The organism is Pseudomonas sp. HUK17 (genome assembly GCF_001566765.1).
Genome location: NZ_LSMW01000015.1, coordinates 249,712 through 265,879 on the forward strand (window position 1 = coordinate 249,712; position 16,168 = coordinate 265,879).

At 68.1% G+C, this 16,168-nt stretch carries 13 protein-coding genes; 9 read left to right on the forward strand and 4 right to left on the reverse strand.

The window, feature by feature from the left end; translation table 11 throughout:
* Positions 1-97: 97 nt before the first annotated feature.
* Together AX284_RS11485 and AX284_RS11490 are read left to right on the forward strand one after the other, a co-directional pair.
* On the forward strand, positions 98-1,003 hold the full coding sequence (locus AX284_RS11485; RefSeq protein ID WP_064306566.1) for a LysR substrate-binding domain-containing protein: 906 nt from the start codon (positions 98-100) through the stop codon (positions 1,001-1,003).
* Positions 1,000-1,707, forward strand: a complete 708-nt coding sequence (locus AX284_RS11490; protein WP_068385541.1) for a GntR family transcriptional regulator — start codon at positions 1,000-1,002, stop codon at positions 1,705-1,707. The genes AX284_RS11485 and AX284_RS11490 overlap by 4 nt, the downstream gene beginning before the upstream one ends.
* Positions 1,708-1,722: 15 nt before the next feature.
* Here the strand turns inward: AX284_RS11490 and AX284_RS11495 are convergent, their stop codons facing one another.
* Positions 1,723-2,676, reverse strand: a complete 954-nt coding sequence (locus AX284_RS11495; protein WP_064307981.1) for a PDR/VanB family oxidoreductase — start codon at positions 2,674-2,676, stop codon at positions 1,723-1,725.
* Positions 2,677-2,685: 9 nt separating this feature from the next.
* Positions 2,686-3,744 (reverse strand): aromatic ring-hydroxylating dioxygenase subunit alpha, encoded by a 1,059-nt coding sequence (locus tag AX284_RS11500; RefSeq protein ID WP_064307982.1) that lies wholly within the window; start codon positions 3,742-3,744, stop codon positions 2,686-2,688.
* Positions 3,745-4,132: 388 nt separating this feature from the next.
* On the opposite strand from AX284_RS11500, the gene AX284_RS11505 reads away from it, so the two are divergent.
* From AX284_RS11505 to AX284_RS11520, 4 genes are all read left to right on the forward strand, one after another.
* A complete protein-coding gene (locus AX284_RS11505) occupies positions 4,133-5,476 on the forward strand; it encodes an MFS transporter (RefSeq protein ID WP_064307983.1) in 1,344 nt (447 codons plus the stop codon).
* Positions 5,477-5,582: 106 nt separating this feature from the next.
* Positions 5,583-6,413 carry a p-hydroxycinnamoyl CoA hydratase/lyase gene (locus tag AX284_RS11510; protein WP_058792502.1) on the forward strand — a complete coding sequence of 277 codons (831 nt, stop codon included), beginning with the start codon at positions 5,583-5,585 and terminating at the stop codon, positions 6,411-6,413.
* 40 nt (positions 6,414-6,453) lie between these two features.
* On the forward strand, positions 6,454-7,902 hold the full coding sequence (locus AX284_RS11515; protein WP_068385544.1) for an aldehyde dehydrogenase: 1,449 nt from the start codon (positions 6,454-6,456) through the stop codon (positions 7,900-7,902).
* Between the two features lie 79 nt (positions 7,903-7,981).
* Positions 7,982-9,850 (forward strand): feruloyl-CoA synthase, encoded by a 1,869-nt coding sequence (locus AX284_RS11520; protein ID WP_068385547.1) that lies wholly within the window; start codon positions 7,982-7,984, stop codon positions 9,848-9,850.
* A 360-nt stretch (positions 9,851-10,210) separates the two neighbouring features.
* Here AX284_RS11520 and AX284_RS11525 read toward each other — a convergent pair whose 3' ends face one another.
* Together AX284_RS11525 and AX284_RS11530 are read right to left on the reverse strand one after the other, a co-directional pair.
* Positions 10,211-10,675: a MarR family winged helix-turn-helix transcriptional regulator gene (locus tag AX284_RS11525; protein WP_017641863.1), complete on the reverse strand. Its 465-nt coding sequence runs from the start codon at positions 10,673-10,675 to the stop codon at positions 10,211-10,213.
* Between the two features lie 54 nt (positions 10,676-10,729).
* Entirely contained in the window at positions 10,730-12,454 is a 1,725-nt protein-coding gene (locus AX284_RS11530) for a sigma-54-dependent Fis family transcriptional regulator (RefSeq protein ID WP_068385551.1), read from the reverse strand.
* Positions 12,455-12,681: 227 nt separating this feature from the next.
* Here AX284_RS11530 and AX284_RS11535 point away from each other — a divergent pair, with 227 nt between their 5' ends.
* The 3 genes from AX284_RS11535 to AX284_RS11545 all read left to right on the forward strand — a co-directional run bounded on the left by AX284_RS11535 (position 12,682) and on the right by AX284_RS11545 (position 16,154).
* Positions 12,682-14,154, forward strand: coding sequence for a benzaldehyde dehydrogenase (locus AX284_RS11535; protein WP_068385553.1), 1,473 nt, complete (start codon positions 12,682-12,684; stop codon positions 14,152-14,154).
* 215 nt (positions 14,155-14,369) lie between these two features.
* Positions 14,370-15,137 (forward strand): coniferyl-alcohol dehydrogenase, encoded by a 768-nt coding sequence (locus AX284_RS11540; RefSeq protein WP_017641860.1) that lies wholly within the window; start codon positions 14,370-14,372, stop codon positions 15,135-15,137.
* Between the two features lie 72 nt (positions 15,138-15,209).
* Entirely contained in the window at positions 15,210-16,154 is a 945-nt protein-coding gene (locus AX284_RS11545) for a SphA family protein (RefSeq protein WP_017641859.1), read from the forward strand.
* Positions 16,155-16,168: the final 14 nt, after the last annotated feature.

Below are 16,168 nucleotides of genomic sequence, written 5' to 3' on the forward strand. Positions count from 1 at the left end.
GAATGGCATCGACCTTTTCTGGCTATAGTAGGCATTCTCACCACAGCGCGCCGGGGCCACAACCGAAGATTCCGCCGCCTATGCCGGAAGATCCTGAATGAATCACCGTCGCCTGACGCCCTCCATGTCGCTGCTGCTGGCCTTCGAGGCGGCGGCGCGCCATGAGAGCTACACCCGGGCGGCCGAGGAGCTGTCGCTGACCCAGAGCGCCGTGGGCCGCCAGGTGCAGGCGCTGGAGCAGTTGCTGGGGCTGACGCTGTTCCGCCGCGAGGGCCGCCAGATCGTCCTGACCGATGTGGGCCGGGCCTATAGCCGTGAACTAGGCCTGGCCTTGGGACAGATCCGCAGCGCCACCCTGCAGGCCATGGCCTTCGCCTCCGGGCAGGGCACCCTGCGCCTCGCGGTGCTGCCGACCTTTGGTTCCAAGTGGCTGTTGCCGCGCCTGGGCGATTTCTATGCCGCCCACCCCGGCATGCTGGTGCACCTGCACTCGCGGATCCAGGCGGTGGACTTCGCCGCCAGCGAGATCGATGCCGCCATCAGCGTCGGCAGCGGTGACTGGCCAGGGCTTTGTGCCCATCCGCTGCAGGCCGAGCAGCTTGTGGTGATTGCCAGCCCGACGACGCTGGCCGCGTTACCGGAGGCGACGCCGGCGACCCTGGCTAGCCAGTTGCTCCTGGGCGTGGCCAACAATCCCCAGGCCTGGGGTGAATGGTTCCGCCACCATGAGCTGCCGCATCGGGCCATGCGCCCGGGGCCGAGTTTCGAGCTGACCTCGCACCTGATCCAGGCGGTGCGCGCCGGCATCGGCATCGGGCTGGTGCCGCGGGTGCTGGTGGAGGACGAACTGGCCCAGGGCGAGCTACTGGCCTGCGGGCCGGCGCTGGTCAGCCGGCGCAGCTATTACCTGGTCTATCCGCCGCGCAACGAAGGGCTGCCGTCGCTGCAGGCCTTTCGCCAGTGGCTGCTGGCCGAGATCAACGAAGGAGAGGGACAGCCATGAGCAAGCCGGGACAGCGGGTACTGGCCGCGCTGCGGCAGATGATTCTTTCCGGCGAGCTCACGGCGGGCGAGCGGCTGGCGGAGATTCCCACCGCCGAACGCTTCGCCGTGTCGCGCATGCCGGTGCGCCTGGCCCTGCGCACCCTGGCCCAGGAGGGCTTGCTGGAAAGCAGCGGCGCCCGGGGCTATCAGGTGAGGGCACTGACGGGCGCGGATCTGGAAGGCGCGGTGGAGGTGCGCGGTGTGCTGGAGGGCCTGGCCGCGCGCCAGGCGGCCGAGCGCGGCCTGGATGCGGCCACGCGCGCCACGCTGGAAGACTGCCTGCGCCGTGGCGATCGATTGTTCGCCAAGGGGCATGTGCGGCTGGAGGACCTGGAGGAGTATCACGATCTCAATCGGGCGTTCCACCAGGCCATCGTCGCGGCCAGCGGCAATCCGGCCATTGCCGTGGCCCTGGGACGCCACGAGCACCTGCCCTTCGCCTCGGTGAGCGCCCTAGCGGTGGATGCCGAGGATCTCGACCGGGAGTATCGCCGCTTCAATTTCGCCCACCTGCAGCACCATGCGGTGTTCGACGCCCTGGTGCGCGGTCAGGGCGCCCGCGCCGAGGGGATCATGCGCGAACATGCCCAGGCGACCCTGGGCTATGCGCGGTGGTTCGGTGGGGAAGAGGGCGAGGCGGGGGCGATGAAGGTGCTGGTGTAGGGCGGGCTCGGGTCATCAGAGGTCCAGTACCAGGCGCTCGCCCTTGGCGCGGGAGCAGCAGGGGGTGAAGCGGTCGTTGGCGGCGTGCTCGGCCGCGGAGAGAAAGAGGTCGCGGTGTTCGGGTTCACCGGCCAGCACCGGGGTCAGGCAGGTGCCGCAGAGGCCCTGGCCACAGGATACCGGCAGGACGACACCCAGGTCCGCCAAGACCTCGACCACGCTGCGCTCGGCCGGTACCTGCACGCGGCGACCGCTGCGCGCCAGTTCCACCTCGAAAGGGCGTTGCTCGCCCTGGGCGGCGGGATCGGCGGCGAAGTATTCGCGATGGATCTGGCCGGGTTGCCAACCCTGGGCCTGGGCGGCGTCCACCACGGCGGCCATGAAGCCGGCCGGGCCGCAGACATAGAGGTGGTCGTCCGGCGCCGCCGGGCCGAGCAGGTGCTGGAAGTTGGGTCTCAGCGCCGGATCGTGCTGGTCGAAGTGGACCCTGACCTGGTCGGCATAGGGCCGCGCCTTGAGCCAGGGGATGAAGGCGGCGTGGTCGCGATCCCGCACTAGGTAGCGCAGGCTGAAGCGCGCGCCCTGCTGATAGAGCTGCTCGGCCATGGCCAGGATCGGGGTAATACCGATCCCGCCGGCCAGCAGCTGGGTGCGGCGGGCACTCGGTACCAGCGCGAAGAGGTTGCGTGGCTCGCTTACCTGCAGGCGATCACCTACCTGCAGCCGATGCATGGCTTGGGAGCCGCCGCGGGAATCGGCGACGAGCAGCACGGCGATGCGATAGCGGGTCGGGGCGGGTTCGGGCGTGGCGCACAGCGAATAGTGGCGCACCAGGCCGTCGCCCAGGGTGATCTCCAGGTGGGCGCCGGCGGCGAAGCCGGGCAGCGGGCCGCCGTCGGCCCGGGCCAGGTCGAAGGCCAGGATGGTGGGGGCCTCGCGTTGCACGGCGGTGACGATCAGATCGAGCATGACTGTCTCCTAGGCGATCTGCCGGACCGGGATGCCGGTGGCGGCCTGTTCCGCGGCCAGCAGGCGGTCGATGATCTGCCGCGACTGCACCCCGCCGGCATCGATGTTGAGCTTGAGCAGCCCGCGCTCGGGATAGCGCAAGAGGTTCTGCTGTTGGCGTTCGAGCATCTCCAGGTCTTCGCCGAAGATCTTGCCCTGGCCCTCGCGGATGCTGGCGGTAAGCTCGGCGTCCTCCGCCTTGAAGTTGCGTGCCATGCCCCAGAAGTACCAGATCGAGGTCTCGGTCTCGGGGGTGATGAAGTCCACCACCACGCTGGCGGCCTTGACCGCCGCCGGGGCGTCGTAGCCACCATGGCCGGCATGGGCCACGCCCACCTCGATCATCACGTGGCTGGGCGGAGTGAAGCGGCAGATCTGCCAGCGATCCACTGGGACGTCATCGGCCAGGCCATTGCCACGTAGCGCCATGCGCCAGAAGGGTGGGGCGGAGATGTTTTCCATGTGCCGGCTGGTGATGACCTCGTCGCCTTCGACGCGGGTGGCCGGCGGCGCCTCGTCGATCTCCTTCTGGCCGATGCTGGAGGCATGGACGTAGGTCTCGTGGGTGAGATCCATGAGGTTGTCGATCATCAGCCGGTAGTCGCACTGGATATGGTAGAGACCGCCGCCATAGGCCCAATCGGGGCTTTCGGCCCATTCCAGATAGGGAATCAGGGCCGGATCGGCCTTGGCCTGGTCACCTGGCCAGACCCAGATGAAGCCGTGCCGCTCCACGGCGGCATAGGGGCGTACCGCGGGAAAGACGCCGACCCGCTGGCCTGGCATGCCCAGGGTCTTGCCGCCGCAGCCCATCTCCAGGCCGTGATAGCCGCAGACCAGGGTGCCGTCGCGGACGAAGCCCAGGGACAGCGGCGCGCCACGGTGCGGGCAGAAGTCTTCCAGGGCCACCACCTGGCCGTTGGCATCGCGATAGAAGACCAGGGGTTCGCCGCAGATCTGGCGCCCCAGGGGTTTGTCTTGGACTTCGTCGGGGTTGCAGGCGACGTACCAGGCATTCTTCGGGTACATGATCGAGACCTCTTGTTGTTGTCTATTGGATCCAATAATCGATTGAGGTCATCCAGGGTGTCAATGCGGCTAGTCGGTAGCCAAGAGCGATTGCTGCTCGATAATCGCCCAGTAAATACCCGTTGCTTGGAGCCAATCCGGTACCGAATGGCCTTGATTGAATGGGTTTTTCAGTGTTGAAGCGGCTGGTGACACCGCCACGGGTGGGACTCGGGTAGGCCGAGGCATCTTGTGAATTGGATCCATATTTGCCAGCTTAAGCAGGCTGAGATTCCAACAACAAGAACCCAAGGATGCTCGCCATGTCAGTACCCGTCGCCGTCTTTCCGTCCACGCCCAGGCGCGGCACCTGTCGCCGCCGTCACCTGCTCAGTGCGCGAGGTGGGCTATGACCGACCTGCGCGAGATCATCGACCAGAGCCCCATGCGCGGTTTCCAGTACCTGGCAGTGCTGGTCTGCATCCTGCTCAACATGATCGACGGCTTCGATGTGCTGGTGATGGCCTTCACCGCGGCCTCGGTATCCCGCGAGTGGGGGCTCTCCGGCGCCCAGGTGGGGCTGCTGCTCAGCGCCGGTCTGGTGGGGATGGCCGCCGGTTCGCTGCTGCTGGCGCCACTGGCCGATCGCTGGGGCCGCCGCTGGCTGATCCTGGTCTGCCTGCTGCTCTCGGGGCTCGGCATGCTGCTCTCGGCGTTGGCCGGATCACCCCTGCAACTGGCGCTGCTGCGTGGCCTGACCGGATTGGGCGTGGGCGGGGTGCTGGCCAGCAGCAACGTGATCGCCAGCGAATACTCGGCGCGCCGCTGGCGGGGTCTGGCAGTCAGCCTGCAGGGCATGGGCTATGCGCTAGGGGCAACCCTGGGTGGACTGCTGGCGGTCTGGTTGCTGTCGCACTGGGGCTGGCGCGCGGTCTTCTGTGCCGGCGGTCTCCTCACCCTGGGGGCCATCCCGCTGGTGCTCGTCGGTCTGCCCGAGTCCCTGGATTTCCTGCTCACGCGGCAGCCAGCCGGCGCCCTGGTGCGGGTCAATCGCCTGGCCAGGAGACTCGGCCAGCCCGAGCTCGCCGTGCTGCCGCCGCGGCTGGAAAACTCCACGGCGGGCGGTACTGTCGGCCGGCTGCTGGCGCCTGCCTTGCGGCGCACGACCCTGCTGGTGTGGACGCTGTTCTTCCTGGCCATGTTCGGCTTCTACTTCATCATGAGCTGGACGCCCAAGCTGCTCACCACCCTGGGACTGTCCGAGCAACAGGGGGTGGCCGGTGGCGTCCTGCTGAGCGTGGGCGGCATCTTTGGCGCCGCCCTGGTGGGGCTGCTGTTCGCCCGCCTGCCACTGTCCCGGGCGCTGGGCGGCTTCATGCTGACCACCGCGCTGCTGCTGGTGATCTTCGCCCACCTGGGCAGTTCCTACCTGGGTGCCCTGGCCATGGGGCTGCTGATCGGACTGTTCGCCAATGGCTGCGTCGCCGGCCTCTATGCGCTGCCGGCGCTGGCTTATGCCGCCGAGGTGCGGGCCACCGGGGTGGGCTGGGGCATCGGCATCGGTCGCCTGGGCGCCATCCTCTCGCCGGTGGTGGCCGGGTTGCTGCTCGACCAGGGTTGGCCACCGCTGCGGCTGTATCTGGTCTTTGCCGGGGTGTTCGTCGCGGCGGGGCTGCTGCTCCTGCTGACCCGACCCGAGCAGCGGCATACCGCCACGGAGGTGAGTCGGCGGCAGGGCGAGGCGCTGGGCTAGCCGCTTTTGGCAAGGTCATCGTTTTGCCAAAAATAGTTAATTGACTTAACTAATTCCCTGGCGTAGCTTCGGCTCCATACCCACCCAACAACAAGAGGCACACGCCATGGGCAGTTACGACGGACGTTGGCAGACGGTCAAAGTGGACATCGAGGACGGTATCGCCTGGGTGACGCTCAATCGTCCGGAAAAACGCAATGCCATGAGTCCCACCCTCAACCGCGAGATGGTCGAGGTGCTGGAGACCCTGGAGCAGGACGCCAGCGCCGGCGTGCTGGTGCTGACCGGTGCCGGCGATGCCTGGACCGCGGGCATGGACCTCAAGGAATACTTCCGCGAGACCGATGCCGGCCCCGAGATCCTGCAGGAAAAGATTCGCCGCGAAGCCTCCCAGTGGCAGTGGAAGCTCCTGCGCATGTACGCCAAGCCGACCATCGCCATGGTCAACGGCTGGTGCTTTGGCGGCGGCTTCAGCCCGCTGGTGGCCTGCGACCTGGCCATCACCGCCGACGAGGCCACCTTCGGCCTGTCCGAGATCAACTGGGGCATTCCCCCGGGCAACCTGGTGAGCAAGGCCCTGGCCGACACCGTGGGCCATCGCACCGCCCTCTACTATGTGATGACCGGCAAGACCTTCAGCGGTCCCGAGGCCGCCGCCATGGGCCTGGTCAACCAGAGCGTGCCGCGCGACCAGTTGCGTGAGGTGACCACCGCCCTGGCGCGTGAGCTGCTGGACAAGAATCCGGTGGTGCTGCGTGCCGCCAAGGTTGGCTTCAAGCGCTGCCGCGAACTGACCTGGGAGCAGAACGAGGACTACCTCTATGCCAAGCTCGACCAGTCGCGGCTGCAGGATCCGGAGGGCGGTCGCGAGCAGGGCATGAAGCAGTTCCTCGACGACAAGAGCATCAAGCCTGGGCTGCAGACCTACAAGCGCTGAACCGCCACCGCCCCCACGCACAACAACAAGAGGTAGCGTCATGGTCGAGGTATCCCTGCTCATCGGCGGCGCCAGCCGCCCGGCCGGTAACGGTCGCAGCTATCAGCGTTGCCATCCGGTGACCGGCGCGGTGGTCTCCACCGTGGCCGCCGCCACCCCGGAGGATGCCGACGCCGCCGTCGCCGCGGCCCAGGCCGCCTTCCCCGCCTGGGCCGCGCTACCGCCGGGCGAGCGGCGCCGCCGGCTGCTGGCCGCGGCCGACGGGTTGGCCGCACGCAGTGACGAATTCGTCGCCCTGGCCGGGGAGACCGGCGCCATGGCCAACTGGTACGGCTTCAATGTCCACCTGGCGGCCAACATGCTGCGCGAAGCGGCGGCCATGACCACCCAGATCCAGGGCGAGGTCATTCCTTCCGATGTGCCTGGCAGCTTCGCCATGGCGCTGCGCCAGCCCTGCGGCGTGGTGCTGGGCATCGCCCCCTGGAACGCCCCGGTGATCCTCGGTACCCGCGCCCTGGCCATGCCGCTGGCCTGCGGCAACACCGTGGTGCTCAAGGCCTCGGAGCAGAGCCCGGGCGTGCACCGGCTGATCGGCCAGGTGCTGCAGGATGCCGGCCTGGGCGACGGCGTGGTCAATGTCGTCACCAATGCTCCGGAGGATGCCCCGGCCATCGTCGAGCGGCTGATCGCCAACCCGGCGGTGCGGCGCGTCAACTTCACCGGCTCCACCCGGGTGGGTCGCATCGTCGGCGAACTGTCGGCGCGCCATCTCAAGCCGGCCGTGCTGGAACTGGGCGGCAAGGCACCGCTGCTGGTGCTGGAGGACGCCGATCTGGATGCCGCGGTCGCCGCGGCAGCCTTTGGCGCCTACTTCAACCAGGGGCAGATCTGCATGTCCACCGAGCGCCTGCTGGTGGACAGCCGCATCGCCGACGCCTTCGTCGAGCGCCTGGCGGCCAAGGTGCGCACCCTCAGGGCCGGTGATCCCAGCGCGCCCGACTCGGTGCTGGGCTCGCTGATCGACGCCAGCGCCGGCACCCGTATCAAGGCCATGATCGACGACGCCGTGGGCAAGGGCGCCCGGCTGGTCTGTGGCGGCGGGCTCGACGGCAGTATCCTCCAGCCGACCCTGCTGGATAGCGTCACCGCCGAGATGCAACTCTATGCCGAGGAATCCTTCGGACCGGTCGCGGTGGTGATCCGTGCCGAGGGCGACGAAGCCCTGCTGCGCCTGGCCAACGATTCCGAATTCGGTCTCTCGTCCGCCATCTTCAGTCGCGACACCGCCCGCGCCCTGGCGCTGGCCCAGCGGGTGGAGAGCGGCATCTGCCACATCAACGGCCCCACGGTGCACGACGAGGCGCAGATGCCCTTCGGCGGCGTCAAGTCCAGCGGCTACGGCAGCTTCGGTTCGCGCGCCTCCATCGACCACTTCACCCAGTTGCGCTGGGTGACGCTGCAGACGGGGCCGCGCCACTACCCGATCTGATCCGCGTCCGCCGTCCCTCGCTCCTGTCGCGACAACAATAAGAGGCGCCCTTGGGCGCCAGCCCAGAGGAGAATTCAAGGTGAGTCACGTCACGCACACCCGCGCGCCCGCTGATCAGCCGCTGCGCTATCGCCCGGTGACCCTGGGCCACCCCGGCGTCACCGTGGAAGAGCGGGATGGACTGCTCTACATGGCCTCCCAGGAAGCCCTGACTCCGCCGCCGCCGCGACTGCTGGACCGGCTGCTGCACTGGGCCACGGTGGCCCCGGACCGCACCTTCTTCGCCGCACGGGAAGCCGGCGGCGCCTGGCGCGACTTCTCCTATGGCGAGATGCTGCAGCGGGTGCGCCAGCTGGCCGCCGCGCTGTTGGAGTTCGGCCTCTCCGCCGAACGCCCGCTGGCGATCCTCTCCGGCAACGATCCCGAACATCTGCAATTGGCCATGGCGGCCCTCTACGCCGGCATTCCCTTCTGCCCGGTGTCACCCGGCTATGCACTGCTGTCCCAGGATCACGCCAAGCTGCGCCATGTCTGCGGCCTGCTGCAGCCGGGACTGGTGTTCGTCAGCGATGGTCCGGCCTTCCAGAAGGCGCTGGACGCCGTGCTGCCGGCCAACGTGCCGGTGATCGCGACCCGGGGTCAGGTACAGGGGCGCATCAGCCTGGCCTTCGAGTCGCTGCTCGCTCGCGGTGAATTGGCCGCGGCCGAGCGTGCCTTCGCCGCGACCGGCCCGGACAGCATCGCCAAGTTTCTCTTCACCTCGGGTTCCACCAAGTTGCCCAAGGCGGTGACCACCACCCAGCGCATGCTCTGCGCCAACCAGCAGATGCTGCTGCAGACCTTTCCGGTGTTTGGCGAAGAGCCGCCGGTGCTGGTGGACTGGCTGCCCTGGAACCACACCTTCGGCGGCAGCCACAACCTGGGCATCGTGCTCTACAACGGCGGCACCTTCTATCTGGACGAAGGCAAGCCGACGCCCCAGGGCTTCGGCGAGACCCTGCGCAACCTGCGCGAGGTATCACCCACCGCCTACCTGACGGTGCCGCGCGGCTGGGAAGAGCTGGCCAATGCGCTGGAAAGTGACGCCAGGTTGCGCGAGCGCTTCTTCGCCCGCATGCGGCTGTTCTTCTTTGCCGCGGCGGGGCTGTCGCAAAGCGTCTGGGATCGTCTGGATCGCATCGCCGAGGCCCACTGCGGCGAACGCATCCGCATGATGGCCGGCCTGGGTATGACCGAGGCCTCGCCCAGTTGCACCTTCACCACCGGACCCCTGTCGGTGGCCGGCTACGTCGGGGTACCGGCGCCGGGGTGCGAACTCAAGCTGGTGCCGGTGGACGGCAAGCTGGAAGGGCGCTTCCGCGGGCCGCACATCATGCCTGGCTACTGGCGCGATGCCGGCCAGACCGCCGCCTGCTTCGACGAAGAGGGGTTCTACTGCTCGGGCGATGCCCTCAAGCTGGTCGATCCGGCCAACCCGCAACTGGGCCTGATGTTCGATGGCCGCATCGCCGAGGACTTCAAGCTGTCGTCCGGGGTGTTCGTCAGCGTCGGTCCCCTACGCAATCGCGCGGTGCTGGAGGGCACGCCGCTGGTGCAGGACGTGGTGGTGGCGGCGCCGGATCGCGAGTGTCTGGGACTGCTGGTCTTCCCGCGCCTGGCGGATTGCCGGCAACTGGCCGGGCTGGACGACGGCGTCGATGCCGCCACGGTACTGGCCAGCGCGCCGGTGCAGGACTGGTTCGCCGCCTGGCTCAAGCGCCTCAATCGCGAGGCCTCGGGCAACGCCAGCCGCCTGGAATGGATCGCCCTGCAGGAGGAACCGCCATCCGCCGACCGTGGTGAGATCACCGACAAGGGCTCGCTCAACCAGCGCAGCGTCCTGACCCATCGCGCGGAACGCCTGGAAGCCTGCTATCGCGGAACGGCGCCGCTGTTGATCAGGGCGTGACGATAGGTACCGGGGTCCCCCTCACCCCAGCCCTCTCCCCGAGGGAGAGGGGGCGTTCGGTGCAGGTTGGCTTTCCGTAGGTTGCGGCTGAGCACAGCGAAGCCCAATAGGGCGCTGCCTCAGGCGCTGTCGATCTCCCTCACCCCGGCCCTCTCCCCGAGGAAGAGGGGGCGATCGGTGCAAGCTAGCTTTCCGTAGGTTGCGGCTGAGCACAGCGAAGCCTAACAGGGCGCTGCCCCAGACGCTGCCAATCTCCCTCACCCCAACCCTCTCTCTGATGGAGAGGGGGCGATCGGTGCAAGCTAGCTTTTCGTAGGTTGCGGCTGAGCGCAGCGAAGCCCAACACCCGGCGATCAACCTTCAGCCCAGCTCTCCATTGAGCTTGCGCAGCAGGCGCAACAGCTCGGTTCGTTCGGCGTCGTCCAGCGGGGCGCTGGCGGCACGGTCGCTGGCAGCGGCGCGTTCCTTGAGTTCGCCCACCAGGGCGCGGCCCTGCTCGGTGAGGTGCAGGGCGTAGGCGCGGCGATCCTGGGTGCCGCGCACCCGCTCGGCCAGGCCCTGGCGTTCCAGCTTGTTCAGCAGCAGGACCAGTTGCGGCGGCTCGATGGCCAGGCGCCGGGCCAGGTCGGCCTGCATCAGGCCCGGTTCCTGTTCGAGGATCACCAGGGCGGTGAACTGGGCAGGGCGCAGGTCGTATTCAGCCAGGCTGTCCACCAGGTGCTGGAACATCTTCATCTGGGCGCGGCGCAGGGCATAGCCTACGGCGGTGTCCAGCCAGGGAGTGGCGGCAGGGTCCAGGGGCGTGGCGTCGTCGGGGGAACTCATCGGCGGGAAGGGCTTCCGTCGGAGATGGCGAGAGGAGGGTATCGAGGGGTCATTCTAGTCCAGATCCCGTCTCGCGCGTCGATGGCGATAGGCGAACTGGGCACGACTCAGGCCGAGCAGTCGTGCCGCGGCGGCCACGTTGCCGTGGCTGTGCGCCAGGGCTTCGTCGAGCAGCTCGGCTTCCAGCTGGCCCAGGTGCAGCGGGCGTTCGCCAGCCACGCCGAGGCGCTCCAGCCAGCCGGCTGTCTGCGGCGCCGGTTCCAGGAGGTCGGCCGGCAGCGGCTCGCCGCGAAACAGGTGGGGCAGGTCGATGAGTTCGCCCGGATCGCTGGCGATCACCCCGCGCTCCACCAGATTCTGCAATTCCCGTACGTTGCCGGGAAAATCGTAGCGCAGCAGCGCCTTGAGGGCGCGCATGGTCAGCCCCACCGGCGGACGTTCGTAGGCGGCGCAGAAGCGGCGCAGGAACAGATCCACCAGCAGCGGTACGTCGTCGCGGCGGTTACGCAGGGGTGGGATGCCGATGGGATAGACGTTGAGACGATAGAAGAGGTCTTCGCGGAAGTCGCCACGGCGCACCGCTTCGCGCAGGTCCAGGTTGGTGGCGGCGACTACCCGTACGTCCACCCTGAGGGTGCGGCTGCCGCCGACCCGTTCGATCTCGCGCTCCTGCAGCGCGCGCAGCAGCTTGCCCTGACCGGGCAGGCTCAGGCAGGCGATCTCGTCGAGGAACAGCGTACCGCCCTGGGCCCGTTCGAAGCGCCCGGCGCGGGACTGGTTGGCGCCGGTATAGGCACCGCGCTCCACGCCGAACAATTCGGCTTCGATGAGATTCTCGGGAATGGCCGCGCAGTTGAGGGCGACGAAGGGGCCGTCGGCGCGGTGGCTGAGACGGTGCAGGTGGCTGGCGAACAGCTCCTTGCCCACCCCGGATTCGCCGGTGAGCAGCACCGTGGCCGGGGTCGGGGCGACCCGTTGTAGCGCCTGGAAGGCGCCGTTGAAGGCCGCCGAGGCGCCTACCAGCGGCTGGCCGTCGACGGCGTGGGGCAGGGGCGCGGGCAGGCGTTCGGTGGCAGTCCTCTCAGGGGTACCATCGCCCGCGGCATTGAGATAGCGCAGGTCCTCCGCCACGTCGGGCCAGCGTTCGGCATTGCGGCCTTCGACCCGGCAGACATGGTGGCCCATGGCCCGGCATTCCACCTCGCGAAAGATCACCAGGCGGCCGAACAGGCTGCTGACGTAGCCGATGGCATAGCCGATCTCCATCCAGCAGGCCGGATCGCTGCCCTGGCCATGGGCGATCTGGTGCTCGTCGCATTCGGCCGAGTGGTGCCAGAGGAATTCGCCGCCATAGCGGCCCTGGTCGACATCGAATTCGAAATGCAGCGGCTCGACCCGCACCAGCCCCTCCAGGCCGTGCAGGCGGGTGCCGGCCGCGAAGATGGCGGCGGCGTCGGCCTGGGGCCAGCGCTTGCGCACCAGCTCGGCGTCGCGCACCCCGGACAGATAGCCGACCCGGGTCAGCAGGCCGCGGGCGCGTTCCTGACCCAGGGCGCCGATCAGCTCGCGCCGCAGGGCGCCAAAGGCGGAGGCGTGCACCAGCAGCATGCGCTGGTCGTTGAGCCAGATGCGCCCATCTCCGGGCGAGAAGAACAGGCACTCGGCCAGTTCCGCCTGGGTCGGGCTGGCGCTGCCGTCCCAGGCGGCGCTGTCGCCCCGGTACAGGCCAGGGGTGACCTGCTGCAAGGCGTTGAGGGACAGGCGTTCGGACCGGGCCATGGCACGACTTCCCAGGTGAATTGCGCAAATGCGCAATCGAGAAAAAGGTTATACCTCATAACTTTATCTTTTGAGCAAGGCGTTTGCCGGGTAGGCCGGGTGTCTTTGCCCACCTAAATCAGCAAGTCCCTGATTGAACGGCTCTTTCTCCTGCCAGCCCGGGCTGGGCACAGCCCTTGCTCCGTTGTCTGTGCCCACCGCGGCCCGATAACAACAAGGAGAAGGCTATGAGCAGACCATCCACGCCGTTCCTGGACGGCGCACCCTGGCGCGAGCGGATTTTCGATGGCGACTGGATCGCCGCCCAGGGCGGCACCCTGGAGGTCATCGAACCCGCCACCGGCCAGCCCCTGCATCGCACGGGCCTCGCCAGCGTCGCCGACATCGACCAGGCCTGCGCCAAGGCGGCCCAGGCGCAACCGGCCTGGGCCGCCTGGACGGCCCGGCAAAAGGCCGCGCTGTTCCTGGCGGCCGCCGCGCAGCTCGAATTGAATCGCGCCGAACTGGCACCCCTGATCGCCCGGGAGACCGGCGGCATCCTGCCCAAGGCCGAGCTGGAGCTGCGCGAAGCCGGAGTCATCCTGCAGCAGGTCGCCGGCCAGTTGCTGCAGCCCCATGGCGTGGTTCTGCCCAGCGAGCGTGGTGCCCTGTCCTATGCCCGCCGCCTGCCCCATGGCGTGGTGGGGGTGATCTCGCCCTTCAACTTCCCGCTGATCCTTTCCCTGCGCGCCGTGGCCCCGGCGCTGGCCTGCGGCAATGCCGTGGTACTCAAGCCGGATCACCAGACGCCGGTGAGCGGCGGCGTGCTGATCGCCCGACTGTTCGAGGCCATCGGCCTGCCCAAAGGCGTGCTGCAGGTGCTGCCCGGTCGCGCCGAGACCGGGGCAGCGCTCTGCGCCCATCCCCAGGTGCGGATGATCGCCTTCACCGGCTCGACCCAGGCCGGGCGCCAGGTGGCGGAAAGCGCCGGACGCCATCTGAAGAAGGTGGCGCTGGAGCTGGGCGGCAAGAATCCGCTGATCGTGCTCGATGACGCCGATCTCGACCGCGCCGCCAGCTGCGCCGCCTGGGGCAGCTTCCTGCACCAGGGCCAGATCTGCATGGCCACCGGCCTGATCCTGGTGTACCAGCGCATCGCCGCCGCCTTCAGCGAACGCCTGGTCGCCCGCGCCGCCGCCCTGCGCCTGGGTGATCCTCTGGAGCCCAGCACCCAACTTGGCCCGCTGATCAACGACCGGCAGTTGCGACGGGTGCAGGGCATCGTCGCCGATAGCCTCGCCGCCGGTGCCCGGCTGCTGCAGGGCGGTCATCACGAAGGCCTCTTCTATGCCCCCACGGTGCTCGCCGACGTCCGCCCCGGCATGCGGGCCTTCGATGAGGAAGTCTTCGGCCCGGTGGCCAGCGTGGTGACCTTCGCCGACGAAGCCGAGGCCATCGACCTGGCCAACCGCACCCCCTATGGCCTGGCGGCCGGTGTGCTGTCCGGCTCCCTGGCGCGGGCCCGGGCCCTGGGCGAACGGCTGGAGTGCGGAATGCTGCACCTCAACGACCAGACGGTGAACGACGAGGTGGTCAATCCCTTCGGCGGCCGTGGCCAGTCCGGCAATGGCGGCAGCGTCGGTGGCCTGTGCAACTGGGACGACTACAGCCAGTGGCAATGGGTGACCGAGCATAACGAGCCGCCACGCTATCCCTTCTGAGAGCCTGCTCAAAGGCTGCTGCGCGTCGGCCAAACCGCGTTGAACACGACCTGGGTCGCCAGCCCGATCGGAATGCTCATTTACCACTCGTAAACCCGAGCGCGGGTCCGATCCGCTTCCTCAGCCGTGTTCGCCTTGTTTGGCTCTAGCTCGCAAGCCTTTGAGCAGGCTCCAAACCCTTGTTTCACCCCCAATAACAACAAGAGGAAAATCCCATGACCCTGAATGGCAAGACTCTAGTGATCACCGGCGTGGCCTCCGGCATTGGCGCCGAGTTGGCGCGCCTGGCACGCTTCCAAGGCGCCACTGTGATCGGCGTCGACCGCAATCAGCCCCAGTTCAGCCTGGACGACTTCCACCAGGCCGACCTGGGCGATCCCGACAGCATCGCCGCCCTGGTCGGTCGCCTGCCGGCGCACCTGCACGGCCTGTGCAACATCGCCGGGGTACCGGGCACGGCACCCCGGGAGGCAGTGGCCCGGGTCAATTACCTCGGCCTGCGGTTGCTCAGCCAGCAACTGGTCGCGCGGTTGGGGCAGGGCGGGGCCATCGTCAACGTCACCTCCATCCTCGGCGCCGAATGGCCGCAGCGCCTGGAGCGGCACCGCGAACTGGCGCAAATCGCCGACTTCGCCCAGGCCCAGGCCTGGCTGGAGGCCCATCCGGTGGAGCAGGCCACCTGCTACCAGTACTTCAAGGAGGCGCTCATCGTCTGGAGCTTCGTGCAGTCCCAGACCTGGTTCCGCGAATTCGGCGTGCGGCTGAATTGCGTGGCGCCGGGCCCGGTGTTCACGCCCATCCTCGGTGACTTCGTCAGCATGCTGGGTGAAGAGCGGGTCGCCCGCGACAGCCAGCGCATCCTGCGTCCGGCGCTGGCCGACGAGGTGGCCGCGGTCATCGCCTTCCTCTGCAGCGATGCCTCGCGCTGGATCAACGGCGCCAATCTGCCAGTGGATGGCGGCCTGGCCGCCAGTTACGTCTGACCCGGATCGCCGCGCCTGCCCAGGTGCGGTGATCGCGTGTTCCCACAACAAGAACAATCCCAGGACGACGTCATGCGCACACTTTCCCGATTCGGTCTGCTGGCCGCGGCCAGTCTCGCCTCCACGCTGGCTCAGGCCTACGACCTGCCCGGTCTCAACCTCGGTTCCACCAGCTTCTATGATGGTGCCCCGGCACCGGACGGCCCTGGCTGGTACCTGGCGGAATACCTGATCTATGGCAAGACCAGTCGCTTCAACGATCAGAATGGCCGCAAGCTGCCCCTGCCCAAGCAGGACCTGACCACCTTCGCCCCGGTCACCCAGCTGATCTACCTGGGGCAGCCGCTGGCCAACGGTGCCATGCCCGGCTTCACCGCCATCCTGCCCTTGCTGGCCCATGCCGATGTCGACGATGGCCTCGGCGGCCAGGCGCTGAGCGCCCGCGAAGGGGTAGGGGACCTGACCCTGGGCGCCTTCCTGCAGTTACCCACCACCACCCGCCCCGACGGCGGACCGCGCTGGGCGCAGCGCATCGAGGCCGAGATCGTCGCCCCCACCGGCCGCTACGACCGCGACCGAGCGATCAATCCGGGCAGCAACTTCTGGTCCTTCAATCCCTATTACGCCACCACCTACTGGCTGACGCCCCAATGGTCGGTGACCGGGCGCTTCTGGTACCTGTGGAATGGCAAGAACGACCAGCCGCTGCGTAGCTTCGGCGCTGTCTCGGACACCCAGGCCGGCCAGGCACTGCATGCCAACTTCGCCACCCAGTACGCGCTGAACGACCGACTCAGCATCGGCCTGAGCGGCTATTGGCTCCGGCAGATCACCGATACCCAGGTGGATGGCCATGACGTCAGCGGACGCCGGGAAAAGGTCTGGGCCTGGGGTCCGGGTTTCACCTACGCCTTTTCCAGACAGAACCTGGTCACCGTCAACAGCTACTTCGAGCAGGACGCCGAGAACCGCACCGAGGGACGCAAGTTCGTCGTCAACTTCCTGCATCGTCTTTAGGCAGTGGTTACCGC

Excerpts from the sequence above, each read along its gene's own strand:
- AX284_RS11485 (WP_064306566.1), top strand. The coding sequence starts at position 98 with ATGAATCACCGTCGCCTGACGCCCTCCATGTCGCTGCTGCTGGCCTTC.
- AX284_RS11490 (WP_068385541.1), top strand. The coding sequence starts at position 1,000 with ATGAGCAAGCCGGGACAGCGGGTACTGGCCGCGCTGCGGCAGATGATT.
- AX284_RS11495 (WP_064307981.1), bottom strand. The coding sequence starts at position 2,676 with ATGCTCGATCTGATCGTCACCGCCGTGCAACGCGAGGCCCCCACCATC.
- AX284_RS11500 (WP_064307982.1), bottom strand. The coding sequence starts at position 3,744 with ATGTACCCGAAGAATGCCTGGTACGTCGCCTGCAACCCCGACGAAGTC.
- AX284_RS11505 (WP_064307983.1), top strand. The coding sequence starts at position 4,133 with ATGACCGACCTGCGCGAGATCATCGACCAGAGCCCCATGCGCGGTTTC.
- AX284_RS11510 (WP_058792502.1), top strand. The coding sequence starts at position 5,583 with ATGGGCAGTTACGACGGACGTTGGCAGACGGTCAAAGTGGACATCGAG.
- AX284_RS11515 (WP_068385544.1), top strand. The coding sequence starts at position 6,454 with ATGGTCGAGGTATCCCTGCTCATCGGCGGCGCCAGCCGCCCGGCCGGT.
- AX284_RS11525 (WP_017641863.1), bottom strand. The coding sequence starts at position 10,675 with ATGAGTTCCCCCGACGACGCCACGCCCCTGGACCCTGCCGCCACTCCC.
- AX284_RS11530 (WP_068385551.1), bottom strand. The coding sequence starts at position 12,454 with ATGGCCCGGTCCGAACGCCTGTCCCTCAACGCCTTGCAGCAGGTCACC.
- AX284_RS11535 (WP_068385553.1), top strand. The coding sequence starts at position 12,682 with ATGAGCAGACCATCCACGCCGTTCCTGGACGGCGCACCCTGGCGCGAG.
- AX284_RS11540 (WP_017641860.1), top strand. The coding sequence starts at position 14,370 with ATGACCCTGAATGGCAAGACTCTAGTGATCACCGGCGTGGCCTCCGGC.
- AX284_RS11545 (WP_017641859.1), top strand. The coding sequence starts at position 15,210 with ATGCGCACACTTTCCCGATTCGGTCTGCTGGCCGCGGCCAGTCTCGCC.